Annotated in this window: 26 protein-coding genes; 13 read left to right on the forward strand and 13 right to left on the reverse strand. The window is 66.4% G+C overall.

The features are described from left to right. Positions 1 to 46 precede the first annotated feature (46 nt). On the reverse strand, positions 47 to 1,231 hold the full coding sequence (locus NV1_RS06475) for an NAD(P)/FAD-dependent oxidoreductase (protein ID WP_067886427.1): 1,185 nt from the start codon (positions 1,229 to 1,231) through the stop codon (positions 47 to 49). Between the two features lie 227 nt (positions 1,232 to 1,458). On the opposite strand from NV1_RS06475, the gene NV1_RS06480 reads away from it, so the two are divergent. The 5 genes from NV1_RS06480 (at position 1,459) to NV1_RS41935 (ending at position 5,441) form a co-directional block, all read left to right on the forward strand. Then, entirely contained in the window at positions 1,459 to 1,806 is a 348-nt protein-coding gene (locus NV1_RS06480; RefSeq protein WP_067886429.1) for an SPW repeat domain-containing protein, read from the forward strand. 5 nt (positions 1,807 to 1,811) lie between these two features. Then, the gene (locus NV1_RS06485; protein ID WP_067886769.1) at positions 1,812 to 2,435 is read left to right on the forward strand and encodes a TetR/AcrR family transcriptional regulator; all 624 of its coding nucleotides are present in this window, start codon (positions 1,812 to 1,814) and stop codon (positions 2,433 to 2,435) included. 137 nt (positions 2,436 to 2,572) lie between these two features. Further along, on the forward strand, positions 2,573 to 3,523 hold the full coding sequence (locus NV1_RS06490) for a type IV toxin-antitoxin system AbiEi family antitoxin domain-containing protein (RefSeq protein WP_067886431.1): 951 nt from the start codon (positions 2,573 to 2,575) through the stop codon (positions 3,521 to 3,523). Between the two features lie 109 nt (positions 3,524 to 3,632). Continuing rightward, positions 3,633 to 5,147 (forward strand): hypothetical protein, encoded by a 1,515-nt coding sequence (locus tag NV1_RS06495; RefSeq protein WP_067886433.1) that lies wholly within the window; start codon positions 3,633 to 3,635, stop codon positions 5,145 to 5,147. Between the two features lie 69 nt (positions 5,148 to 5,216). Beyond that, a complete protein-coding gene (locus NV1_RS41935) occupies positions 5,217 to 5,441 on the forward strand; it encodes a type II toxin-antitoxin system Phd/YefM family antitoxin (RefSeq protein ID WP_084525134.1) in 225 nt (74 codons plus the stop codon). 276 nt (positions 5,442 to 5,717) lie between these two features. Here the strand turns inward: NV1_RS41935 and tuf are convergent, their stop codons facing one another. The 7 genes from tuf to hppD form a co-directional block, all read right to left on the reverse strand. After that, the gene (gene tuf, locus NV1_RS06500; RefSeq protein ID WP_067886435.1) at positions 5,718 to 6,908 is read right to left on the reverse strand and encodes an elongation factor Tu; all 1,191 of its coding nucleotides are present in this window, start codon (positions 6,906 to 6,908) and stop codon (positions 5,718 to 5,720) included. A 130-nt stretch (positions 6,909 to 7,038) separates the two neighbouring features. Further along, positions 7,039 to 9,141, reverse strand: a complete 2,103-nt coding sequence (gene fusA / locus NV1_RS06505; protein ID WP_067886437.1) for an elongation factor G — start codon at positions 9,139 to 9,141, stop codon at positions 7,039 to 7,041. Between the two features lie 185 nt (positions 9,142 to 9,326). Further along, entirely contained in the window at positions 9,327 to 9,797 is a 471-nt protein-coding gene (rpsG, locus tag NV1_RS06510; RefSeq protein ID WP_040818938.1) for a 30S ribosomal protein S7, read from the reverse strand. 1 nt (position 9,798) lies between these two features. Further along, positions 9,799 to 10,173 (reverse strand): 30S ribosomal protein S12, encoded by a 375-nt coding sequence (gene rpsL, locus NV1_RS06515; RefSeq protein ID WP_011211612.1) that lies wholly within the window; start codon positions 10,171 to 10,173, stop codon positions 9,799 to 9,801. Between the two features lie 283 nt (positions 10,174 to 10,456). Next, a complete protein-coding gene (locus tag NV1_RS06520; RefSeq protein WP_067886439.1) occupies positions 10,457 to 10,993 on the reverse strand; it encodes a DUF3558 domain-containing protein in 537 nt (178 codons plus the stop codon). An 8-nt stretch (positions 10,994 to 11,001) separates the two neighbouring features. Next, positions 11,002 to 11,535, reverse strand: a complete 534-nt coding sequence (locus NV1_RS06525; protein ID WP_067886441.1) for a DUF3558 domain-containing protein — start codon at positions 11,533 to 11,535, stop codon at positions 11,002 to 11,004. Positions 11,536 to 11,574: 39 nt separating this feature from the next. Then, entirely contained in the window at positions 11,575 to 12,765 is a 1,191-nt protein-coding gene (gene hppD, locus NV1_RS06530) for a 4-hydroxyphenylpyruvate dioxygenase (protein ID WP_067886443.1), read from the reverse strand. 136 nt (positions 12,766 to 12,901) lie between these two features. On the opposite strand from hppD, the gene NV1_RS06535 reads away from it, so the two are divergent. Continuing rightward, positions 12,902 to 13,417 (forward strand): Lrp/AsnC family transcriptional regulator, encoded by a 516-nt coding sequence (locus tag NV1_RS06535; protein WP_067886445.1) that lies wholly within the window; start codon positions 12,902 to 12,904, stop codon positions 13,415 to 13,417. A gap of 4 nt (positions 13,418 to 13,421) precedes the next feature. Here the strand turns inward: NV1_RS06535 and NV1_RS06540 are convergent, their stop codons facing one another. Beyond that, entirely contained in the window at positions 13,422 to 13,622 is a 201-nt protein-coding gene (locus tag NV1_RS06540; protein ID WP_067886447.1) for a hypothetical protein, read from the reverse strand. Between the two features lie 18 nt (positions 13,623 to 13,640). Beyond that, a complete protein-coding gene (locus NV1_RS06545; RefSeq protein ID WP_067886773.1) occupies positions 13,641 to 14,615 on the reverse strand; it encodes an NADPH:quinone oxidoreductase family protein in 975 nt (324 codons plus the stop codon). A gap of 139 nt (positions 14,616 to 14,754) precedes the next feature. Here NV1_RS06545 and NV1_RS06550 point away from each other — a divergent pair, with 139 nt between their 5' ends. Both NV1_RS06550 and NV1_RS06555 read left to right on the forward strand, forming a co-directional pair. Then, positions 14,755 to 15,042, forward strand: a complete 288-nt coding sequence (locus NV1_RS06550) for an ESX-1 secretion-associated protein (protein ID WP_157116610.1) — start codon at positions 14,755 to 14,757, stop codon at positions 15,040 to 15,042. Continuing rightward, positions 15,039 to 16,166 carry a transglycosylase SLT domain-containing protein gene (locus NV1_RS06555; protein ID WP_067886451.1) on the forward strand — a complete coding sequence of 376 codons (1,128 nt, stop codon included), beginning with the start codon at positions 15,039 to 15,041 and terminating at the stop codon, positions 16,164 to 16,166. Before NV1_RS06550 ends, NV1_RS06555 begins: the two co-directional genes overlap by 4 nt. Positions 16,167 to 16,174: 8 nt before the next feature. On the opposite strand, the gene NV1_RS06560 is transcribed toward NV1_RS06555, so the two are convergent. After that, positions 16,175 to 16,561 carry a DUF7373 family lipoprotein gene (locus NV1_RS06560; protein ID WP_067886453.1) on the reverse strand — a complete coding sequence of 129 codons (387 nt, stop codon included), beginning with the start codon at positions 16,559 to 16,561 and terminating at the stop codon, positions 16,175 to 16,177. Between the two features lie 178 nt (positions 16,562 to 16,739). Here NV1_RS06560 and NV1_RS06565 point away from each other — a divergent pair, with 178 nt between their 5' ends. Continuing rightward, positions 16,740 to 17,513 carry an acyl-[acyl-carrier-protein] thioesterase gene (locus tag NV1_RS06565; RefSeq protein WP_067886455.1) on the forward strand — a complete coding sequence of 258 codons (774 nt, stop codon included), beginning with the start codon at positions 16,740 to 16,742 and terminating at the stop codon, positions 17,511 to 17,513. Positions 17,514 to 17,591: 78 nt separating this feature from the next. On the opposite strand, the gene NV1_RS06570 is transcribed toward NV1_RS06565, so the two are convergent. Beyond that, complete coding sequence (locus tag NV1_RS06570) at positions 17,592 to 19,259, reverse strand: FAD-dependent oxidoreductase (protein WP_067886776.1); 1,668 nt, start codon at positions 19,257 to 19,259, stop codon at positions 17,592 to 17,594. A 235-nt stretch (positions 19,260 to 19,494) separates the two neighbouring features. Here NV1_RS06570 and NV1_RS06575 point away from each other — a divergent pair, with 235 nt between their 5' ends. Next, positions 19,495 to 20,001, forward strand: a complete 507-nt coding sequence (locus NV1_RS06575) for a SixA phosphatase family protein (protein WP_067886457.1) — start codon at positions 19,495 to 19,497, stop codon at positions 19,999 to 20,001. On the opposite strand, the gene NV1_RS06580 is transcribed toward NV1_RS06575, so the two are convergent. Further along, on the reverse strand, positions 19,998 to 20,198 hold the full coding sequence (locus tag NV1_RS06580; RefSeq protein ID WP_040818918.1) for a hypothetical protein: 201 nt from the start codon (positions 20,196 to 20,198) through the stop codon (positions 19,998 to 20,000). The two genes, NV1_RS06575 and NV1_RS06580, sit on opposite strands and share 4 nt — an antisense overlap. A gap of 127 nt (positions 20,199 to 20,325) precedes the next feature. Here NV1_RS06580 and NV1_RS06585 point away from each other — a divergent pair, with 127 nt between their 5' ends. The 3 genes from NV1_RS06585 to NV1_RS06595 all read left to right on the forward strand — a co-directional run bounded on the left by NV1_RS06585 (position 20,326) and on the right by NV1_RS06595 (position 22,806). Then, on the forward strand, positions 20,326 to 20,694 hold the full coding sequence (locus tag NV1_RS06585) for a VOC family protein (RefSeq protein ID WP_067886459.1): 369 nt from the start codon (positions 20,326 to 20,328) through the stop codon (positions 20,692 to 20,694). A gap of 176 nt (positions 20,695 to 20,870) precedes the next feature. Continuing rightward, entirely contained in the window at positions 20,871 to 21,377 is a 507-nt protein-coding gene (locus NV1_RS06590) for a MerR family transcriptional regulator (RefSeq protein WP_084525136.1), read from the forward strand. A 154-nt stretch (positions 21,378 to 21,531) separates the two neighbouring features. Continuing rightward, positions 21,532 to 22,806 carry an amidohydrolase gene (locus NV1_RS06595; RefSeq protein WP_245713581.1) on the forward strand — a complete coding sequence of 425 codons (1,275 nt, stop codon included), beginning with the start codon at positions 21,532 to 21,534 and terminating at the stop codon, positions 22,804 to 22,806. Positions 22,807 to 22,827: the final 21 nt, after the last annotated feature.

Raw genomic sequence — 22,827 nt, forward strand, 5'->3', positions numbered from 1 at the left:
TGCTGTCTGCGCCGCACCCTGCCCTGCGGCAGGACGAGCCGGTACGTCAACCGACCCGCTCGCCGGGACGGGTGTTGGCGGCAAGTTCGGCCCGCATCTTCATCACCTTGCCCGCCTTGCCCGCGCCGACCACCCCCGTGAGCACGCCGTCGGTGAGGTAGTGGGCGAGGAACTTGCGCCCGTCGTCCTCGACGATGCGGATCTCGTCCGCCCCGCTGGTCGAACCCAGGACCTGGATCTTCACCTCGTATTGATCGCTCCATACATACGGCACCCCGGCCGCGGGCCCCTCGGCGCCCAGCAGCGCGGCGGCCAGCACCTGAGCCTGTTCACCCGCGCTGGTCCAATGCTCCACCCGACGATGCACCCCGCCCTTGCGCCAGGCCGCGACATCGCCGAGCGCCCAGACGTGCTCGACCGAGGTGCGGCCCGACTCGTCGGCCAGGACGCCGCCGCCGGCGGACCGATCGGCCAGCGGGATACCGGATTCGGCGAGCCAGTCGGTCGCCGGGGCGGAGCCGACGCCGATCACCACCAGATCGGCCTCGACGGCCGAACCGTCCGACAGCCGCGCACCGCGCACCGCGTCATCCTCGACGACGAGCGATTCCAAACCGACGCCGCAGCGCAGGTCGACGCCCTGTGCTCGATGCAGCCGCCCGACCAGTGCACCGACCTGCTCGCCCAGTGCGGCGGCCAGCGGCGTCGGCTGTGGTTCCACCAGGACGACCTCGACGCCGCGGGAACGGAAACTGGCCGCCAACTCACAACCGATGAAACCCGCGCCGACGACCAGCGCGCGAGACGCGCCGGCCAGCCCGTCGCGCAGACCGGCGGCATCGTCGTGACTGCGCAGCACGTGCACCCCCGACGCGTCGGGCAGACCCGGAATCCGCTTGGGACGCAGGCCCGTCGCGATGATCAGACGGTCGTAGTCCAAGGCGTTCCCGTCGGCCAGCAGCAGCCGCCGAGCGACGATGTCCACGCCGGTGGCCGCGACGCCGAGGCGCACCTCGATATCGTTCTCCGCGAAGAACTCCGCCGGGCGCAGCGTGGTGTCGTCGGTCTCCCCGCGCACGAACTGCTTGGACAGCGGCGGCCGGTCGTACGGCAGATGTACCTCGTCACCGACCAGAACCAGCCCGCCCTCATATCCGGCGCGCCGCAGTTCCTCCGCGGCGCGCAGTCCGGACAGGCCGGCACCGACGATCACGATCGGCCGGCCGGTCATCGGATCACCCCGGGCGTGTCGCGGACATGGCAGATTTCAGGTATCGAAAGGTGCACGATACCCAACTTATTCTAGAACGTGTTCTAATTTCTGGACTGTGATCACCGACACGTCCCGACCGCACCGGATATTGCCACCCAATCGTGCCTGACCAGATATTGATCGGGCGGTCAATCAGAGTTATACCGGGAATTGAACACACATCACCGCCCTCGAGGAGGCAAAACATGTTCACCGAATCCCGTGCGCAGGACTTCGTAGCAGTCGTGCTCGGTGTCTACACTGCGCTGTCGCCGATATGGGTCGATCACAACGACCGGGCCCTGTGGACGTTGATCGTGCTCGGCGTGCTCATCGCCCTGACCGGTCTGGCACAGATGGCGCGTCCGGCGATGTCCGGTACGGACTACGCCATGGGCGTGCTGGGCGTCCTGCTGTTCATCGCCCCGTGGGTCATGGACTACAGCTCCTTCAACGGCGCGTCCTGGACGTCCTGGATCGTGGGCGTACTGACCGTCGTGGTCGCCGTCGCAGCCCTTCCACAAGTAACAGCACGGATGCATACTGCTCACTGATGCACATGACCAAACCCCATCGAGCCGGGCGCCGCCGGAGCAAGAAGGTCGATGGCGACGCCCGCCAGCTCATTCTCGATGCCGCCGAAAGTCTTTTCGCGACTCACGGATTCGATGCCACCGCGACCGCGGCGATCGCCACGACGGCAGGTGTGCCCAAGGGGTTGGTCTTCTATTACTTCCCGACCAAGGATTCGATTTTGTCGGCGCTGATGGCCGAGCGGATTCCGGCCAACCCGCTCGACGACATCGACGCCGTCGTCTCCCCCGGTGATCCGGCCAAGAGCCTGATCGCCCTGGATGCCGCGTTGAATCTGCGCGATCACCATTCCTCGGTGCTGCGTGTCATCATGTGGCGCGAGGCCGACACCCACCCCGACGTCCGTAAACAGTTGCGGCGCATGCGCGATCAGTTGCAGGACATCACCGCGCGAGTGCTACAGGCGAGCGCGCCCGGCCCGGTCCGGCCCGGCACGTTGCGCGCCTGCGCGGGCGCGTGGGTCTCGGCGATGCTGGCCATCGCCACCACCGACCGGCTGCACGCCCTGGACGGCCTGAGCCTGCCGACCGCCGACGAGATCCTGAACATCTCGCAGGTCGTCGCCGCGGGTATGACGCATCTGGGCTGAGCGCTGGGGCATTCGCCGCCGCATCCTCCGGCGTGGCGAAACGGACCGCGAGACGGTGAATTATCCACAACCCCCGAGTTGTCCACATTCGTCCCGAGGCGCGCCCGAAAGGGCTTCGGCGCACTGATGATCGACGTATGGCAACCCCGCAACCGATCTCTCGCCGCGACGCCCTCGCCACCGGGCTGTCGGATTCCGATCTGCGCAGACTGTGCCGGCACGGCCTGTGGCATCGCGTCCGGACCGGGCACTATCTCAGTGCACCGGCCGAGACGCTCAGCGCGGTGGACCGGCATCGAGCACTGATCCGGGCGACCATCGCGGCAACCGCGGATGTCGCGGTGATGAGCCACGTTTCGGCGTTGATCGGGCACGACCTGCCGACCTGGCGGATCCGGCTGGATCGCGCCCATCTCACCCGCACTCGCCGCAACGGCGCGCGGATCGGCCGCCTGCTGGTGGTGCACGCCGGGCAGCTTTCGCCGGACGAGATCGTCACGGTGGAGGGAATCCGCTACACGACCGCGGCCCGCACGATCGTCGACATCGCCCGAACCGAGGGGTTCGAACAGGCGGTCGCGGCCGGTGACGCGGCCCTGCACCGCGGCGCGACGACGGCGGCGCAGCTGCGCGAACAGCTGCACCGGGCGCGAGCCCGCCCGGGCTACAAACAAGCCGCGCACGTCCTGACCTTCCTCGACGGCCGCAGCTCCAGCGTCGGCGAATCCCGTCTGCGAGTAGCGGTGGCCGCGGCCGACCTGCCCGCACCCGAGGTGAAGGCCCGAATACTCAGCCCCGACAACAGTTTCGTCGCCCGCGTCGACTGTCTGTTCCCCGAGCTCGGCGTCGCGGTCGACTTCGATCCGAGGCCGGAGCCCGGACGCGAAAGCGAGGCCGCCGAACGTGCCGCACTCGCCGCCGAACTGCGTGACGACCGGCTGCGCGCCCTCGGCTGGATCCCGGTCCGATGCACCTCGAGCGAACTCGACGATGCCGAGGAGGTGCCCCGCCGGATCACCACCGCCACCGAGGCCGCCGCCTGCCTCACCCGCCACGGGCGGTGGGTTCCGGCGCCCCGGCTCCGATGAATTCACACCGTTCGTATCTTCCCAGCTACCACGCGAATCGAGTGCGCCTGTGGATAATCCGATGACCCGCAGGCTCGCATACCACGGATGTGGAGGTAAGAATGGCAATATGACCGACCCCGATTTCGCCAGTTTCGGAGAGCCCAATCGTTCGCGCCCGGAGGGTTATCGCCTCACCCATCCGCGCAACGAACAGGCGGCGGGATCGACGAACGGGCTCACCGGATTCGATCCGGGCCGCGGCAGCCTGGGCCGTCCGGAGGTCGCCGTGGGATGGACTCCGGCCGATCCCGCCCCGGAATGGTCGAGCGGCGCAACACCTTCGGTCGCACCGGAATCACAGAGCAATATCGGCGAACGGGCGTACGGCCGAGCGGAATCGCTGATGTCCGCACCCGATTCGGTTGCCATCCGACCCGATTTCGGCACGGCGATAGCCGATTCGGTGGCCGCGGGGCGGCAACCCGAGAATTCTCCCGGCACGAGCGCCCAATTCCCGTCGGGGTCCAACGGTTCGGAATTCTCCGCGTTCGGCGCACCTGCCGTGCCCGAACCGCGCAGCGCGAATCCACCGCCGCGAATGCCTCATACCGAGTCGGCACGCACAGCATCGAATACTCCGCCCGCGACAACAGAATTCAGCGCACCGCCCGCACCCGAGCCATCGAAACCAGTGCCCGATCCGGCCTTTCGCACCGATGCCGAACCGGCCGGGGAATCTCCGGGCCTACCTCGACGAACTCCGGGACTACCGCACCGATTCACCGATTCCGACGAGTCCGACTACGCGTACAGTCAGCCCATCGTGAATTTGCTGGACTCACAATTCGATTCACCGCCACCTGCCCGCCGCAACTCCGGCGGATCGGGCAATCTGACGAACGGTTCGGCATACACCTCGACCGAATCCGGCCACTTCACCAATAATTCCCTCCTGGCCACCGCCGAACGCGATACCGCCACAGCAACCGATGCCCCGCCGGATTCCACCGAATTCGGCACCCGCACCGGCGGTCCGGCCCTCGCCGCGGCTCCGGCCCCCCTTCCCGAGCGCTCCGCGCCCGCGGCCGGGCCGGAACAGAATTCCACAGCAACCGGTCCGATACCGAACTCCACGTCTACCGGCACATCCGCCGAACGTGCGCCCCGCGCCCGCACCACCTCCGGACTCACCGCCCCTGATTCCACCGACGTGGTCGACTCGCCGACCCCGCCGACCACCGCCCCACCCCGCAGCAGAATGAGCCGTAAGGCCGCCGAACGCGCCGCCGCGGAGGCCGCGTCCACCACCGCGCCGGACGATCGAAACCAAAGCAGCACAACGAGTCCCGATGCCACCCCACTCCGCCGCACCCGCACCGCAGAACCACGTCGAAGCTCACCCCAGGACGACGCCACCAAGAACATCGACGTCCACCTGATCATGCACCTACTCCTGGCCAGCCACACCCTGGAGAACATCGCCGACAAAGCCGAAGCAGGCGACGTCTCCCTCGAGGAGTTCATCCGCGCCGCCCGCCGCACCCGCACCGCAGCGGTAGACCTGGTCTCCGCCTGGTTCGGCGGCGCCGACCAGATGCGCCAATTCGCCCAGGCTCTCCTGGCCGCCTCCGACTCGGCGTGAGCCACCAGCACCGAACCTTGATGCGGCCGCAACAGAACTCAACAGTATTGCCATACAAGGGGATTGCCCATGGACGTCGAAGTACGCGAACTACAGGACAACCTGGACCGCTATCTGGCAGACGTCCAGTCGGGGCACATCGTCACCATAACTGAACACGCGAAGCCGGTCGTCCTGATAGTCCCGATCGAGCATCCGACAAGACCGGAACAAGTGCGGGCGGAGGTTCACACCCAACCGGCGTGTCAACCCAAGGCGCCTCGCCCGAAGCGATTCACGGCTCTGGCCCGGTGACCGAACTCATCGACGAACAGCAGAATTACGGCGTCCTGTAGATCGAATGGTCACCGACACGGGGCCGGGCCACCACAGGGTCGCTTGCCTCGTCCTTCTCCGAATGGAATGTCGCACGGCCGTCAGGCGACCCGAAATTCCACATCCATGGCGCAGAATTTCTGCTTTTCAGTCAATCCGATCAACCGAATCGAACGGGGAGCACCTCATACACGCGAAAAGGGCCGCTCCCCGAGGGGAACGGCCCTTCACGCGTAGCTCTGCTGAGCGCAGGTCCTACTTGATGATCTTCGTGACGCGACCGGCGCCGACGGTGCGGCCACCCTCACGGATCGCGAAGCGCAGGCCCTCGTCCATGGCGACCGGCTGGATCAGCTTGACGCTCATCTCGGTGTTGTCACCGGGCATGACCATCTCGGTGCCCTCGGGCAGGGTCACAACGCCCGTCACGTCAGTCGTACGGAAGTAGAACTGCGGACGGTAGTTGTTGAAGAACGGGGTGTGGCGGCCGCCCTCGTCCTTCGACAGGATGTACGCCTGGCCCTCGAACTCGGTGTGCGGGGTGGTGGTGCCCGGCTTGATGACGACCTGGCCGCGCTCCACGTCCTCGCGCTTGATACCACGGATCAGCAGACCGACGTTGTCGCCCGCCTGGCCCTGGTCCAGCAGCTTGCGGAACATCTCGACACCGGTGACCGTGGTCTTGGTGGTGGTCGGGCGGATGCCGACGATCTCCACGTCCTCGTTCACGTTGATCACGCCGCGCTCGATACGGCCGGTGACGACGGTGCCACGACCGGTGATGGTGAACACGTCCTCGATCGGCATCAGGAACGGCTTGTCGGTCTCACGAACCGGATCCGGGATCGACTCGTCGACCGCGTTCATCAGCTCCATGATCGACTCGCCCCACTTCTCGTCGCCCTCCAGCGCCTTCAGGCCGGAAACGCGGACGACCGGAGCCTCCTCGTCGAACTCCTGCGAGGCCAGCAGCTCGCGGACCTCCATCTCGACGAGCTCGAGGATCTCCTCGTCGTCGACCATGTCCGACTTGTTCAGCGCGACCAGGATGTAGGGCACGCCGACCTGACGGGCGAGCAGCACGTGCTCACGAGTCTGCGGCATCGGGCCGTCGGTGGCGGCCACGACCAGGATGGCGCCGTCCATCTGCGCCGCACCGGTGATCATGTTCTTGATGTAGTCGGCGTGACCCGGGGCGTCGACGTGCGCGTAGTGGCGCTTCTCGGTCTGGTACTCGACGTGGGAGATGTTGATCGTGATACCACGAGCCTTCTCTTCCGGAGCCTTGTCGATCTGATCGAACGCAAAGCTCTGGTTCAGGTCCGGGTACTTGTCGTGCAGAACCTTGGTGATAGCCGCCGTCAGCGTGGTCTTGCCGTGGTCGACGTGACCGATGGTGCCGATGTTGACGTGCGGCTTCGTCCGCTCGAACTTCGCCTTCGCCACTTTTGGGTCCTCCTGGACTTGTTGGTGCTTGCAGTTGCAGCAGTGCTGGGGATCGTCCCCGCTTGTGCGAGGAGTTGGGTACTACGGACTCCCGGCTTATCGGGGCAAGCTAGCACTTGCCCCGATGGGACTACTCGCCGGTCGCCTTGGCGATGATCTCCTTCGACACGTTGGCCGGAACCTCCGCGTACGAGTTGAACACCATCGAGAAGTTCGCTCGGCCCTGGGTCTTGGACCGCAGGTCACCGATGTAACCGAACATCTCGGAGAGCGGAACCAGCGCCTTGACGACACGGGCACCACTGCGTTCCTCCATGGCCTGGATCTGGCCACGGCGGGAGTTGAGGTCACCGATCACATCGCCCATGTACTCCTCGGGCGTGGTCACCTCGACGGCCATCAACGGCTCGAGGATCACCGGACCGGCCTTGCGCGCAGCTTCCTTCAAAGCTTGCGCACCGGCGATCTTGAACGCCATTTCCGAGGAGTCGACCTCGTGGTAGGCGCCGTCGAGCAGGCTCGCCTTCACGTTGACCAGAGGGTAACCAGCGAGGACACCGTACTGCATGGCGTCCTGGATGCCGGCGTCGACCGAGGGGATGTACTCCTTCGGCACGCGGCCACCGGTGACCTTGTTCTGGAACTCGTAGGTCGCGCCGTCCTCGCCGCTGAACGGCTCCAGGGCGATGATGACGCGGGCGAACTGACCCGAGCCACCCGTCTGCTTCTTGTGGGTGTACTCGTGCTTCTCGACCGGCTTGGTGATGGTCTCACGGTAGGCCACCTGCGGCTTGCCGATGTTGGCCTCGACCTTGAACTCGCGCTTCATCCGGTCGACGTAGATGTCGAGCTGCAGCTCGCCCATGCCGCCGATGACGGTCTGGCCGGTCTCCTGATCCAGCTCGACGTTGAAGGTGGGGTCCTCCTCCGCGAACTTCTGGATCGCGGTGCCCAGCTTCTCCTGGTCGGCCTTGGTCTTCGGCTCGATGGCCACCTTGATGACCGGGTCCGGGAAGGTCATCGACTCGAGCACGATCTGGTTCTGCGGATCGCACAGGGTGTCACCGGTGGTGGTGTCCTTCAGGCCGATGACCGCGTAGATGTGGCCCGCCTGGGCCTCATCGATCGGCTGCTCCTTGTTGGAGTGCATCTGGAACAGCTTGCCCAGCCGCTCCTTCTTGCCCTTGGTCGAGTTGATGACCTGGGCGCCGGAGGCGACCTTGCCCGAATAGACGCGCACGTAGGTCAGCTTGCCGAAGAACGGGTGCGTGGCAACCTTGAACGCCAGGGCCGCGAACGGCTCGGTGACGTCGGCGTTGCGGTGCAGGACCTGGTCCTCCTTGCCGGGGACGATGCCGTCGGTGCCACCATCGTCCAGCGGGGTCGGCAGGTAGTCGATGACGGCGTCGAGCATGGGCTGCACGCCCTTGTTCTTGAACGCCGAACCGCACAGTACCGGGTAGAGCTCGGAGTTGACGGTCATCTTGCGGATGGCGCCCTTGATCTCCTCGACCGAGAGCTCCTCACCGCCGAAGAACTTCTCCAGCAGGGCCTCGTCGGACTCCGCGACGGTCTCGAGCAGCTCCTGGCGGTACTGCTCGGCGCGCTCGGCCAGATCGGCCGGGATCTCGATGGTCTCGTAGGACTCACCGAGCTTGGTCTCGCCCTTCCAGACCTTCGCGTTCATCTCGACCAGGTCGACGATGCCCTCGAAGTCGTTCTCCGCACCGATCGGCAGCTGGATGACCAGCGGCTTGGCGCCGAGGCGATCCTTGATCGTCTGCACGGTGAAGTAGAAGTCCGCGCCCAGCTTGTCCATCTTGTTGACGAAGCAGATACGCGGGACGTCGTACTTGTCGGCCTGCCGCCAGACCTGCTCGGACTGCGGCTCAACGCCCTCTTTACCGTCGAAAACGGCGACCGCACCGTCGAGCACGCGCAGCGAGCGCTCCACCTCGACCGTGAAGTCGACGTGTCCGGGCGTGTCGATGATGTTGATCTGGTTGTCTTTCCAGAAGCAGGTCGTCGCGGCCGACGTGATCGTGATGCCGCGTTCCTGCTCCTGAGCCATCCAGTCCATCGTGGCCGCGCCGTCGTGGACCTCACCGATCTTGTAGGTGATACCGGTGTAGAAGAGAATGCGTTCGGTTGTCGTGGTCTTACCGGCATCGATGTGGGCCATGATGCCGATGTTGCGGACCTTGTTGAGGTCGGTGAGCACGTCCTGTGCCACGGAAATCTTCCCCGCTCTGCTTGTTAGCGATCAGCTAGTTGGGATTTTCGGGAACAACCCGGCGGTGAGCCGGGTGATTCGACTCTGTCGGGGGTTCTGTCTGTACAACGCCGGACGCGGCTGGTTAGTGCCGCGCCCGGCTGCGACCAACCCTCCCGGCACCATTGCGGGGGCCGGGTGGCGGGTCACCAGCGGTAGTGCGCGAAGGCCCGGTTGGACTCGGCCATCTTGTGGGTGTCTTCGCGACGCTTCACCGAAGCGCCCAGGCCGTTGCTGGCATCGAGGAGCTCGTTGGCCAGACGCTCGACCATGGTCTTCTCACGACGGGCGCGCGAGTAGTTCACCAACCAGCGCAGCGCCAGGGTGTTGGCGCGGCCGGGACGAACCTCGACCGGCACCTGATAGGTGGCGCCACCGACGCGGCGGGGCTTGACCTCCAGGGCGGGCTTGACGTTGTCCAGCGCACGCTTGAGGGTGACGACCGGGTCCGTGCCGGTCTTGTCCCGAGCCTGCTCCAGCGCGCCGTAGACGATGCGCTCGGCGGTGGACTTCTTGCCGTCCAGCAGGATCTTGTTGACCAGCTGGGTGACCAGCGGGGACCCGTAGACCGGGTCGTTGATCAGCGGACGCTTGGGTGCGGGGCCCTTGCGCGGCATATCAGCTCTTCTCCTTCTTGGCGCCGTAGCGGCTGCGGGCCTGCTTGCGGTTCTTCACACCCTGGGTGTCGAGCGAACCGCGGATGATCTTGTAGCGCACACCGGGAAGGTCCTTCACACGACCACCGCGGACGAGCACCATCGAGTGCTCCTGCAGGTTGTGGCCCTCACCGGGGATGTAGGCCGTGACCTCGACCTGGCTGGTCAGGCGAACACGCGCGACCTTGCGCAGCGCGGAGTTCGGCTTCTTCGGGGTCGTGGTGTACACGCGGGTGCACACGCCACGACGCTGCGGGCTCCCCTTCAGGGCCGCAGTCTTGGTCTTGGCGACCTTGTCGCGGCGACCCTTGCGGACCAGCTGGTTGATGGTTGGCATAGACCGGCTTTCCTCGTTAGTTACCAGGCGTCTGGAACTTCATGTGTCTGTTGTCGAGCCTTCACCCGCTCGCCCGGATCGCGTCACTCGCGTCCCGAGGTCGGGCGTGTCGCGCGCAGATCAGCGCCCGATTTTCGGGCATGTCTGAACGGTCGGCCGCTTTCGCTGGCTTACGTCCTGCACACAAACTTGCCCGCACGCTCCGGGCACAGCGATCCACGATACCCGTCGGCGCGGCGCGTAGCAAAAAGGGGTCCCGCCGAGACCGGCGGCGACATCCGGCTCACCGAGCGAGGTTCACGGTCAGCTCGACCAGTTTCTGCGCGGCGGCGCACGGGTCCCCGTGGCCGCCCGGATGATAGTTGACCCACCATCCGACGATCCCGGTATCGGCGGCCGGGGTCATCACCCCGCACGAATCGCCGTCGTTGGGGCGGCGGATCTGCAGTGAACGGCGGCCCTGCACGTTCACATTGGTCGAGCTGTAGCCGAGTTTGTCGTTCGTCGTCTTCTCGTTGGTCAGCGATCCCATCTCGTACCAGTTCAGCGTGGCCATGCCGTCGCCGCTGGGCGTTCCGGCCAGACTCCACATGCACACCGCGCCGTTGAACGACCCCTGCGTGTCCTGCGCACCGGTCGTCTTCGCGATGTCGTCCTTCTTCACCACATCGCATTCGCGCAGCAGTTTGTCGAAGTTCGTGTTGATGCCCCCGCCGCCACCGGCCGGTTGAGCCGTGCCGGAGATGGTCTTGCCGCATCCACCGACCGACATGCCGACCACCACCGCGAGCGCGGCGACGAGAACGGACCGGGCCTTCATGGCGCACCTCATTTCAATCGCTGCACGGTCAGCTCCGCGAGCTTGCGGTTCTTGTCGCACGGGGTGGCGTTGGGCGTACCGAAAAGACCACTGGAGGTGGACCATTCGAAGAAATCGTCACCGAGCTGCACCGCCAGATCGCAGATGGTGCCGTCCTGGGTGGCGTCCTGGAAGCCCGCGTGCCCGCCCACATCGATGGTCTCGGGGTTGCGGCCCTGCGCGGTCACCCACGCCTTCTCCCGGCCCAGCGGACTACCCCGATAAGAGGCGAATGTCACGCTCGCGCCGTCCATTCCGGTCGCCTGCCAGTTGCAGCCGACCGAATTCTTGTACACCGCCGAGATCTGGCCCAGCCCACCGATATTGCGCACCTCGTCGTCGGTGACACCGCCGCACTCACCGACGAACGGGCCGAGTGCGGCCACCTTCATCGGCGGCCGCATCGACGAGTTGTCGCCGTTGGCGTCGCCCCCCGACCCGCAGGCCGTCAACAGTGCTGCGATGGCAGTCCCCGTGACGATTGCCGACGTCATCCTCCGCATGCGCCGAAGTGTAGTAGTTGATGCCGACCGGCTGCCGGGTCAGAGGTTTCCGCGGGCGTCCTGTTCTCGTTCGATGGCCTCGAACAGAGCCTTGAAGTTGCCCTTGCCGAAACCGAGGGAGCCGTGGCGCTCGATGAGTTCGAAGAAGACGGTGGGGCGGTCGGTGAGCGGGCGGCAGAAGATCTGCAGCAGATAGCCGTCCTCGTCACGGTCGACCAGAATGCCGCGCGACCGCAATTCCTCGACGGGGACGCGGACATGTCCGATCCTGGCGCGCAGTTCCGGATCGGAGTAATAGGCGTCCGGAGTGTCGAGGAATTCCACGCCCTCGCGACGCAGGATGTCGACCGTGCCGAGGATGTCCGCGGTGGCCAGCGCGATGTGCTGAACGCCCGGTCCGCGATAGAACTCGAGATATTCGTCGATCTGGGATCGCTTGCGGCCCAAGGCCGGTTCGTTCAGCGGGAATTTCACCCGGTGGTTGCCGTTCGCCACGACCTTGCTCATCAGCGCCGAATAATTCGTGGCGATGTCGTCGCCGACGAATTCGGCCATATTCGCGAAGCCCATCACGCGGTGGTAGTAGTCGACCCACCGATCCATCTCGCCGAGCTCGACATTGCCGACGACGTGATCCACCGCCTGGAACAACCGGCGCGGCGCGTCCTGGCGGGGCACGAAGGTGGTTTCGCGGGCGATGTACCCGGGCAGGTACGGGCCCGCGTAGCGGGAACGGTCGACCAGGGTGTGCCGGGTCTCGCCGTAGGCGGCGAGCGTCGCCGAGCGGACGGTGCCGAATTCGTCGGTGTCGTCGTGCGGTTCGACCAGTACGTTCGCGCCCTGGGACCGCGCCCATTCGACGCAGCGGTCCACATCGGGCACCTCGAGCGCGATATCGATGACGCCGTCGCCGTGCCGGCCGTGATGCGTGACCAGCGGGCTGTCCGGATCAACCGCGCCGGTCACCACGAAACGCGCACTGCCGCTGCGCAGGACGAATCCCTTGTGATCGCGCACGCCGGTCTCGGGACCGCAGTACGCCTCGAGCCGCATTCCGAACGCGGTCTGGAGGTAGTGCGCGAACTGGGTTGCGTTGCCGACCACCCAGACCAGCGCATCCCAGCCGGTCACCGGGAACGGATCGTGGGCGCAGTCGTGCTCGACCAGGCCGATCAGCTGGATGTCCGACGGGTCCTCGCGGATGGTCATCGGGGCGGTTTCGGTAGTCATGACCCCAGATAATCGTCCGCCGAGGCGCTAGGCAATATCACCGAAATTCGGTAGACATGATGGTGAATTATGCCACTGAAACCCCACCCATGCTGGACAATCTGTCTAGAACAACGGATCGAAGTGGAGACTACCGATGGGCCGCACCGAGACCAGGCTGGACGAATTGGACCTGGCGATCCTGACCGCAATGCATGAGTACCAGAAGGCCGGGATTCTGGAGTTGTCGCGCCGCACCCGCGTCGCCCGGGCCACCGTCCAGTCCCGCATCGCGCGGATGGAGGAGGCAGGCGTGATCGCCTCCTACGATCCCCATATCGACGTCACCGCAGCGGGTTTCGACGTACAGGCGTTCGTCACGCTGGAGATCGCCCAGGGCGCCCTGGACGCGGTCGCCGCCGATCTGGAGGCGATCGCGGGCGTGCTGGAGGCGTACGCCACCACCGGCTCGCAGGATGTGCTGTGCCGCATCGGGGCCGATTCGCATGCCGGGTTGCAGTCGGTGCTGCTGAGTATCGACCGCAGCGCGGCGGTGGTGCGCTCGCACAGCGTCATCGTGCTGTCCACGGTCGTACCGAGCCGGGCCCTGCCGCTGCTGCGGACGCTCACGCCGACCGGTACCAGTAAGGCCCCGGCCTACCGGCACAGTTGAGCGTTCACACCGGCCCGTCGACCGTGCCGAGCCGAATCCGCGAGTCGGCTTCCGAGACGATAATTTCGACGCTCGGGCTCAGCGCCGGCTCCAGAAATCCGAGCAGCGCGGCGCCTTCCGCTTCGACCGCGGAGCGTTCGACCGCGGACCAGGTGCGTGCGGGCACGATTCGCAGCCGGGCAGCACCCGTATCCGGACCGGACACTCGGCACCGGCCGACAGGTCACCGAATCGTGACGACGATCTTGCCCGTGGCGGTCCGATTGTCCAGGGAGGCAACCGCTTCCGCGGCCCGCTCGAGCGGGTACAGCACCGGCTGGGGCGGGGCGATCTTCCCCGCGGCCAGCAGCGGCCCGACCTCGGCCCACTGTTCCTGCAGGTAGCCCGGGTGCGAACCCACCCACTCACCCCAGGCCGCGCCGACCACCTCGATGTTCTTGAGCAGCAGCCGGTTCACCTTCACCGTCGGGATCTCGCCCGCGGTGAAGCCGACGACCAGCAGGCGGCCACCGGCGGTGAGTGAACGGACACTGTCGGTGAAGCGGTCGCCGCCCACCGGGTCCAGCACGATGTCGACGCCGCGGCCACCGGTCAACTCCTTGACCGCGGCCAGCCAGCCGTCGGCGAGCACGACATCGGTAGCGCCGTTGGCCCGCGCCACCTCGGCCTTCTCCGGCGTGCTCACCACCGCGATCACCCGGCCCGCACCCAGTGCCGCGGCCATTCGCAAGGTCGAGGTGCCCACGCCGCCGGCCGCACCGTGCACCAGCACCGACTCCCCGGCGGCCAGTCGGCCGCGATTGCGCAGGCAGAAGTGCACGGTCAGATCGTTGAACACGATTCCGGCGCCGGCCTCGAACGGGATGTTGTCCGGCAGCGCGAACACCATCTCGGCGGGTGTCACGGCGACCTCGGCCAGGGCGTTGCCGAGCATGGTCAGCGCCGCCACCCGATCACCCGGCCGCACGTGCGCACCCTCGGGCGCGGACCGCACGACGCCGGCGACCTCACCGCCCACGACATACGGCAGCTCCGGTTTGACCTGGTACAGCCCGCGCGTCATCAACACATCCGGGAAGGCGACGCCCGCGGCGTGGACGTCGATCACCACGCCGCCGGTAAACGGCTGTGGTTCCGGAATATCGACGACCTCGATGGACTCCGGCCCCTCGAGCTTGCTCACCTGGGCTGCACGCATGAATCGCTCCTGATCGTCCGACACCTGTCCGAACAAGTTAACCGGTCTTCGCAGCGAGCTGTCCACGGGAGCGGGTTTTGCTACGCTTGTGCCCGCCGAACTGCGGAGCAAGGGGGATGTCTTGGCACCGGAACCATCGATGAACGTCGACGTCGGAGCGCTGGCCAATTTCGCCAAGGCGCTGACCGACGAGGCGGCCGCGATCGGTAAGTTGAATCCCGGACTCGGTGACGCCTTGACCGCCCTGCCCGGCACCAATTGGCAGAACACCTGCCAGCAGACCAAGACATCCGTAGACAATGCCCTGCAACGCATTTCGGACCGCGTGACCACACTCGCGGACTCGGTCGAGCACGCGGGCAAGGTCCTCACGATGACCGACGAACAGTTCGCCGCCGATCTGGAGAAGGTCGGGCTGCACGCATGACCCTCACCATTTCCAACGTCGAGGCATGGAACCCCGCCGCGATCACCACCGCGGCCACGGCGGTCAACACCACCAGCACGAACCTCGACAAGGCCCTCGGCGACGCGGACAAGACGATCAACAATCTCACCTGGGACGGCAACGCCGCCAAGGCCGCTCGTACCCGCATGGACACCGAGAAGACCCGGGCCTCGGCGGTGAGCGCCGCACTGCTGGATCTGCAGCAGGCGATGACCCCGCACGTCGAGAACCTGACGAACACCCGCAAAGCGGTCCTGGACGCCCGCGATCTGGCACTGCATCCGGCGGACAAGGAGGCCACGCCCCCCGATCCGTTCGAAGTGGCCGACAACGGCGTGGTCACCGCGACCAAGCGCAAGGACTACTTCGACAAACTGCAGGGCCTGAACGACGGCGAGAAGACCTGGCAGAAATGCTTCCAGGATCTGCTCGCCGCCGATCACCAAGCCAAGATCACGGGGGCGCTCGCCCAGGCGGAGTCGGCCGCCAACGATCTCATCAACGCCGTGAACACCGCGAAGGGAAAGGTCGACGCGGCATACACCGGCCTCGGCGACCCGAAACTCGGCGCCAACCCGGCGCCCGCCGTCCCGACGACCACCAGCCCCGCGTCGGTCACCTCGAATTCCTCGACGCCGCATCATCAATCGACGAATTACAGCTCCCACAGCAACGGCACGTCATCGCACAACGGCAGCAGCCACTACAGCAATGCCTCGTTCAGCGACCGTGAATCGAAATCGTCCGGCAATGTCGCCGAGTGGATCGCCCAGGCCCGAGAGATCCTCATCCAAGAGGGCGTTCCGGCCGATCAGATCGACGACAACGCCATTGCGACGATCATCGAGCACGAATCGGGTGGCAACCCTTCGATCGTCAACGAGTGGGACAGCAACTATCTCGCCGGGCACCCCTCGAAGGGCCTCATGCAAACCATCGACAGCACCTTCAATTCCTTTGCGGTACCGGGGCATACGGACATCATGAATCCGGTCGACAACATCGTCGCCGCCAGCAGATACGCGATCAACAAATACGGTTCGCTGAGCGAGGTTCCGGGCGTTGTCGCGGTTCGCCAGGGTGGCTCCTACGTCGGCTACTGACGCGCGGCTCAATCCGCGAGCACGGCTTGCGCATTGGCCAGTAACGCGTATTGCGCCGCCGCTGCCTGCTGAGTCTTCCACAAACTCTGCCCCAGGATCAGAGCCACATAACGGCGATAGGACACGAAGCATCGGATCTGCGCCGCGTTCGGCGCGATCGTGTCGTGCACACAGACCGCACCCGGAACGTTGTCAGGGGGATCCGCTGGTTCGCGAGTCGCGGCAGCACCGAGCGCGGCGGAATCGACGACGAGTTGGCCTGCGGCAGCGTCGTCCCGAGTCCGGAAGACGATAATTTGCGGCGTCAGCGCTATCCGGTCCACCCCGGCGCGTTGCAGCAGCGGATATCGGGTGGCTTGGTCCTGGATGTAGCCCCTCCCGTACCTGTTCGGCATAGTACCCGAGCGAACGGCCGCACCGCGCCCCCTCAGCACGCCATTCCCACGCAAAACGGACGGATGCTACGCGCTGGTACCGACATCTCCGCGTAACGCCGGACCGCCCGCACCGTAAAGTCATGCAGAAGCAGCACCGCACGAGAACGCGGCACACCGTGCAGCGCGAGGAGCACCAGTGTCACTCGATCAGCCACTCGCCCCGCTTCCGCAGGAGGGCATCGGCTTCACCACGTCGTGGCCTGTCCGCACCGGTGATGTGGATCCGTACAACCGGGTGCGGCTCGATACCGTCGCCCGTTATCTGCAGGATGTCGCCTGGGAGGAATTGGAGAGCGGTTTCTTCCATCGCACCGATCCGGTGTGGATCGTGCGACGCACCGTCATCGATGTGGTGCGGCCGGTGCTGTGGCCGGATCGGGTGGTACTGCGGCGGTGGTGCTCGGCGATGTCGACGCGCTGGGCGAATATGCGAGTCCGGATCACCAGCGACAACGGCGGACTGATCGAGACCGAAGGCTTCTGGATCAACCTCAACGAGTCGACCAACATGCCGACCCGGATCAGCGATCAGGGTCTGGCCCACCTGGCGCGCACCACTTCCGAGACCCGGCTGCGCTGGCGGCCCTGGCTCACCGACGTGGCCCCGGCGGAATCGGACACCGATCTGCCCTTCCCGTTGCGCGCCACCGATATCGACCTCTACAACCACATCAACACCAGCGTGTACTGGCAGGCCGTGGAGCACTACCTGATCGATACCCCCAAACTCGTCGCGGGCCCGCACCGGGCCGTCATCGAGTACATCGAGCCGGTGCTCGCGCGTCAGCACGTCAGCGTGCGCAGCCGGTTCGAATCGGGTGATCACAACGGCGACACCGCGCTGCGGCTGTGGTTCGTGGTCGGCGGCACGACCACCACGACCGTGCGGATCGGCCCGCTGCCGGAGTGAGGGCGGCGGCACACGAAAACGCCGGAGGATCGCGAGTGATCCTCCGGCGTAGTCGATTCGGTGGTGCCCGAACGGGTGCTACCCCCGGGCAGCCTTGAGCAGGTCCTCGCGCGTGGTGAGCTTGACCCGGGGGCGGCCGCCGGACTTGCCCGCGGTGCGTTCGGCGGTGTCGATCGCCTTCCAGCCCTCGCGGTCCACCAGATCCGGCTGACGCTGGGCCAGCAGGGTCTTCAGTGCGGCCCGATCGGCTTGCGGCGCTTGGAGTTTGCCGGAGGTGAAATCGGCGAGCAACTGCTCGACGGTTTCGGTGGCATCCACCCGGTTGGATCCGATGATGCCGCGCGGGCCGCGCTTGATCCAGCCCGAGACGTAGATGCCGGGCAGATGCGAGCCGTCCGCGACGACCCGGCCGTGCTCGTTCGGAATGGTTCCGCTGCGCTCGTCGAACGGCAGCTCACCCACCGGCTGACCGCGATAACCGATCGACCGCAGCACCAGCGAGGCGGGCAGCGTCTCGGTGCGATCCGATGCCCGCGCCACCACCCGGCCGTCCTCGACGACCAGTTCGTTGTGCACGATCTGGACCGCCTCGACGTGACCGTCACCGGTGATTTCGGTGGGTGAGGTCAGGTAGCGGAACACGATGCGCTTGTTGGCCGGATCCGGCGCCTTGGCCGCATACTCCTGCGCCAGTTCGTATTTCAGCCGCTGCGACGGCTCGATATCCGGATCATCCAGCAGCGCTTGACTTTCCGGATCCAGCTCGAGCTCGGCCGGATCGATGACGACGTCGATCCCCTGCAGATGGCCCAGGGCCAGGAATTCCGAGGAGGTGTACGCGGCTTGCAGCGGCCCGCGCCGGCCCAGCACCACGACCTCGCGGATGTTGCTCTGCCGCAACGCATCCAGGGCGTGATCGGCGATATCGGTCTTCGCGAGGGTTTCCGGGTCCAGGGTCAGCACGCGCGCGACGTCCAGCGCGACGTTGCCGTTGCCGACGATGACCGCACGCTCACCCGACAGGTCGAAGGTGCGCTCGGCGTAGTCGGGGTGACCGTTGTACCAGGCGACGAACTCGGTCGCGGAGTGACTGCCGGGCAGATCCTCGCCGGGCACGTCCAAGCGGCGGTCCGTGGACGCGCCGACCGCGTAGATCACCGCGTGGTGATGGGTCACCAGCTCCTCGTGCGAGATGTGCTTACCCACCTCGACGTTCAGGTGGTACTGCAGGGTCTCGCGGCGGAATGCGCTTTCGAACATGTTGGACACGCCCTTGGTGCCCGGGTGGTCGGGGGCCACCCCGGCGCGCACCAGACCCCACGGGGTCGGCAGGCGGTCGAACATCTCCACCTCGACGTCCGCGCGGCGCAGCAGCTCCTCGGCGGCGTAGCAGGCCGCGGGCCCGGCCCCGACGATCGCGACCCGCAGCGTACCGAGGTCCTTCGGCGGACGCGCCGGGGTGACCAGCGGGTCGAAATTCGATTCCAGCGGATGACGCTGGAAGTACGCGGCGTTGATCTCGGCGAATCGCGCCAGGGACGCGCTCAGATCGTCCTCGGAGAAGATGGCCTCCACCGGGCAGGCATCCACACAGGCACCGCAGTCGATACAGGTGTCGGGGTCGATGTACAGCTGCTCGGTCGTCGCGAACTCGGGTTGCTCCGGAGTCGGACGAATGCAATCGACCGGGCACTCGGGTACGCAGCTGGCGTCGTCGCAACAGCGCTGCGTGATCACATAGGCCATATCTCGCAGATCCTCGAAAACAATCATGGGGCCGTACCCGCGCCGGGGCTCGGAGCGGGACGGGCATCGCACCCCATGCTCGTAAGCACTGGATGTGACGCCACCTTCAGTGTGCCTCGAGAGTGAGACGTCTCTCTCATCAGGATGTGCCGGAACAGAGTTTCGGTAACCCGAATACCGCCTCGACCGGCATGCCCGAGCACCGGTTCGGGCCGGTCGGCATACGGTATCGGCTATGGTGCGGACCCTGATCCTGATGCGACACGGCAAATCCGATTACCCCGAACGTGTCGTCGATCACGATCGGCCGCTCGCGGCGCGCGGACGGCGCGAGGCGGCCCTGGCCGGCGGCTGGCTGCGCGAGACTCAACCGGCGATCGATGCGGTCCGCTGTTCGACCGCGGTGCGCACTCGCGAAACGCTCGCCGCGACCGCCGTCACCGCGCCGGTGCAGTACGAATCCTCGATCTACGACGCTTCGCCGCGCACGCTGATCGAGCTGATCCAGCTCACCGATCCGGAAGTGCAGACCCTGCTCGTGGTCGGGCACTCCCCCGGAATGCCGTGGACGGCTTGGGAATTGGCCGCCAACCGCGATTCCGAACCGGCCGCGCAGCTCAGCCGCAAATTTCCCACCTCGGCGCTGGCGGTCCTGGAATTCGATCGGACCTGGGCCGAGCTGGACACCGGGACGGGCGATCTGGTGCGCTTCCACGTCCCGCGCCGGCCGACGGGAGGCTAGCTGATGATCCGCCCGCGGACCACGACGACCACACCGAACACGATCAGCAGCACCAGGGCTACGAACCAGTTGGTCAGCCACCATACGACGCCCAGAACCACGAGCACCGGCAACAGTGCGATCGCGGCGATGAGCGGACTTTCCCTGATCGTCTCGAGCGCCGATCTCGCGCGGATCCGATCGATCTCCTTGGCCATGAATTCAGCGTAGGCCGACTCTTCCCGATCGTCCGGCCCTTTTCCTCCAGCCCTGTTGGAAGGGGTGCGGAGTCGGTACCCGCGCGAGCCGCGAAACAGTGTCGGTGGGCGGTGTCATCCTGTGCGCATGGACTGGAAAATCGAGCTCGTCGCCATCCCCGTCACCGACGTCGATCGCGCCAAGAAGTTCTACACCGGTATCGGCTTCAACGCCGACTACGACGAGAGTCCCACCGAGGACATCCGTTTCGTACAGCTCACCCCGCCGGGTTCGGGGTGTTCGATCGCCATCGGCAGGGGTATCACCGATGCCGCGCCCGGCAGCGTGGTCGGCATGCAGATCGTCGTCGCCAGCGCCGAACAGGCCTATCAGGAGTTGACCGCCGCGGGTGTGGCCGCCACGCCGGTCAAGGACGAGGGCTGGGGCTTGTTCACCTATTTCGCCGACCCGGACGGGAACAAGTGGGCGGTGCAGGAAATCCCGAAGCGCTCCTGATCACCGGCCCCGACCGCCGACGGCGAATTCGGGCAGAATGGGTCACGAGTTCGGGGCTGCGACGGCTACCGGAACCGTCCGGTAGCCGAAGGTGGACAAAACCCACACCTTGTTCCGACACCCTGAACAACGCCGGCACCAAGGTTCGCGGCAGAGCGGAAGCGGAGGCAAGAAATATGGGCACGGCCGCATGGGATCGGATCACCGACAGGGACGATCCCGAGTACGAGCGGGCGCGTTATTCGATCGGCGAGGTGTCCGAACTGTCCGGTCTGACCCGCGACACCCTGCGCTGGTACGAGCGGATCGGGCTGCTGGATTCGGTGGGCCGCGATCACGCCGGCAAACGCCGGTTCAGCGATCGGGATATGGACTGGCTGGCGCTGATCGGCAAGCTGCGTCGCACCGGAATGTCCGTGGCGGACATGATCCGCTATGCCGAACTCGTCCGCGCCGGGGAGTCGACCTATCCGGAGCGCCTGGCGATGTTCCAGCGCACCCGTGCCGACGTTCTGGCCCAGATCGAGGAGCTGCGACAGACCGTCGCGGTGCTGGACTGCAAGATCTCGCTGTACCAGGGCAATCCGGAGGCCGCCGATTGGCGCACCGTGGGCATCTGCCCGAGCCCGAGCGAGGACGAGTTGGCCGATCACGAGCGGGTCGATCAGGGCGCGCCGGTCTGATCGCTCGCCTCGGTGACCGCCTCGGCGCTCGGGAAGCCGCCGCTGCTCATATATTCGTGGTGCGCACGGCCGTGCGGATCCGGTCCGGAGACGGGCGGGTTCGGGTGCGCGGGGCGCGACCCTGCCCGATCTCCCGCCATGAAGGAGCTGCCCGATGACCTCCCCCGCCGATATCGAGAGCGCGGCGCGCGCCGGTCTGGCCGCCGTCGCGGCGATGCCCGCCGCGCAGGAGCACTGGCTGGAGGTCTACCGGCACCTGCACGCGAATCCCGAACTGTCCGGCGCGGAGGTCGCCACGGCCAGTCTGGTCGCGAACGAACTGCGGGCGATGCCCGGCTGGGAGGTCACCGAGGGCGTCGGCGGCACGGGTGTGGTCGGTGTGCTCGGCGGCGGTCCCGGCCCGGTGATCTGGTTGCGCGCGGATATGGACGCGCTGCCGGTACAGGAGGAGACCGGACTGGACTACGCCTCGCGCACGCCGGGCGTGATGCACGCGTGCGGCCACGACGTACACGTCACAGCTCTGTTGGGCGCCTGTGCGCGCCTGGCCGAGCGGTCCGACCTGCCGGGCACGATCGTGGCGGTCTTCCAGCCCGCCGAGGAGACCGGTTTCGGCGCACGCGGCATGCTCGACGACGGCCTGCTGGACCGTTTCCCGCGTCCGCGGATCGTGCTGGGTCAGCACGTCGGCCCGGTTCCGGCCGGACTGATCCTCAGCCGCGGCGGCACGCTGATGGCGGCGTCGGATTCGATCCGGATCGAGCTGACCGGGTCGGGCGGGCACGCCTCCATGCCGCATGCCGCGGTGAATCCGCTGACCATGGCCGCCTCCCTGGTGCAGCGGTTGCAGGGCCTGGCCGCCCAGCATTCCGGGTTGCCATCCGCACCGGTGCTCACACCCGCCGCGCTGCACGTCGGTGACCGCCCGAACGTGATCGCCGAACAAGCCGAAATGCTTTTGAGCCTGCGGACATTCACCTCCGGCTCGCGCGAGACGATTCTGAATGGTGTGCGCCGGATGGCCGCCACGGAGGCCGAATCCGCTGGGGCGCACAAGGATCCGGTGGTCGAGGTATTCGACAGCTTCCCGGTGACGACCAATACCGTCGCCGATACCGACCGCCTGCTGGCAACGTTCGCCGCCAACGGATTCCCAGCCTTCCCGTTGCCCGGGCCGATCACCGGCAGTGAGGATTTCGGCGCCTTCGCCACCGCGGCGAATTGCGCGTCGGTGTTCTGGTACGTCGGCGGATTCTCCGCGGATCGGTACACCGCCGAGGATTGGATCGGATTGCATCGGGAGATGGCGCTGCCCGCCGGGACGGCCTCCAACCACTCCCCCCGCTTCGCGCCCGATCCGGAGCAGACCCTGCCACCCGCGATCAACGCGCTGGTCGTCGCGGCGGGCAGCGAACTCGCCGCGGGCTGAACGAAACACACCGGCTTTACG

Origin of the sequence: Nocardia vaccinii NBRC 15922, from assembly GCF_001613305.1 — a bacterium.
GTDB classification, from domain to species: Bacteria; Actinomycetota; Actinomycetes; order Mycobacteriales; family Mycobacteriaceae; genus Nocardia; species Nocardia vaccinii.

Coding starts and splice junctions, on each gene's coding strand:
- rpsL (WP_011211612.1), bottom strand. CDS start 10,173: ATGCCAACCATCAACCAGCTGGTCCGCAAGGGTCGCCGCGACAAGGTC.
- NV1_RS06535 (WP_067886445.1), top strand. CDS start 12,902: ATGGGCCGCACCGAGACCAGGCTGGACGAATTGGACCTGGCGATCCTG.
- rpsG (WP_040818938.1), bottom strand. CDS start 9,797: ATGCCGCGCAAGGGCCCCGCACCCAAGCGTCCGCTGATCAACGACCCG.
- NV1_RS06570 (WP_067886776.1), bottom strand. CDS start 19,259: ATGGCCTATGTGATCACGCAGCGCTGTTGCGACGACGCCAGCTGCGTA.
- NV1_RS06580 (WP_040818918.1), bottom strand. CDS start 20,198: ATGGCCAAGGAGATCGATCGGATCCGCGCGAGATCGGCGCTCGAGACG.
- NV1_RS06575 (WP_067886457.1), top strand. CDS start 19,495: ATGGTGCGGACCCTGATCCTGATGCGACACGGCAAATCCGATTACCCC.
- NV1_RS41935 (WP_084525134.1), top strand. CDS start 5,217: ATGGACGTCGAAGTACGCGAACTACAGGACAACCTGGACCGCTATCTG.
- NV1_RS06525 (WP_067886441.1), bottom strand. CDS start 11,535: ATGCGGAGGATGACGTCGGCAATCGTCACGGGGACTGCCATCGCAGCA.
- NV1_RS06485 (WP_067886769.1), top strand. CDS start 1,812: ATGACCAAACCCCATCGAGCCGGGCGCCGCCGGAGCAAGAAGGTCGAT.
- NV1_RS06490 (WP_067886431.1), top strand. CDS start 2,573: ATGGCAACCCCGCAACCGATCTCTCGCCGCGACGCCCTCGCCACCGGG.
- NV1_RS06550 (WP_157116610.1), top strand. CDS start 14,755: ATGAACGTCGACGTCGGAGCGCTGGCCAATTTCGCCAAGGCGCTGACC.
- NV1_RS06585 (WP_067886459.1), top strand. CDS start 20,326: ATGGACTGGAAAATCGAGCTCGTCGCCATCCCCGTCACCGACGTCGAT.
- NV1_RS06520 (WP_067886439.1), bottom strand. CDS start 10,993: ATGAAGGCCCGGTCCGTTCTCGTCGCCGCGCTCGCGGTGGTGGTCGGC.
- NV1_RS06560 (WP_067886453.1), bottom strand. CDS start 16,561: ATGCCGAACAGGTACGGGAGGGGCTACATCCAGGACCAAGCCACCCGA.
- NV1_RS06545 (WP_067886773.1), bottom strand. CDS start 14,615: ATGCGTGCAGCCCAGGTGAGCAAGCTCGAGGGGCCGGAGTCCATCGAG.
- NV1_RS06595 (WP_245713581.1), top strand. CDS start 21,532: ATGACCTCCCCCGCCGATATCGAGAGCGCGGCGCGCGCCGGTCTGGCC.
- NV1_RS06555 (WP_067886451.1), top strand. CDS start 15,039: ATGACCCTCACCATTTCCAACGTCGAGGCATGGAACCCCGCCGCGATC.
- NV1_RS06480 (WP_067886429.1), top strand. CDS start 1,459: ATGTTCACCGAATCCCGTGCGCAGGACTTCGTAGCAGTCGTGCTCGGT.
- NV1_RS06495 (WP_067886433.1), top strand. CDS start 3,633: ATGACCGACCCCGATTTCGCCAGTTTCGGAGAGCCCAATCGTTCGCGC.
- NV1_RS06475 (WP_067886427.1), bottom strand. CDS start 1,231: ATGACCGGCCGGCCGATCGTGATCGTCGGTGCCGGCCTGTCCGGACTG.
- hppD (WP_067886443.1), bottom strand. CDS start 12,765: ATGACTACCGAAACCGCCCCGATGACCATCCGCGAGGACCCGTCGGAC.
- NV1_RS06590 (WP_084525136.1), top strand. CDS start 20,871: ATGGGCACGGCCGCATGGGATCGGATCACCGACAGGGACGATCCCGAG.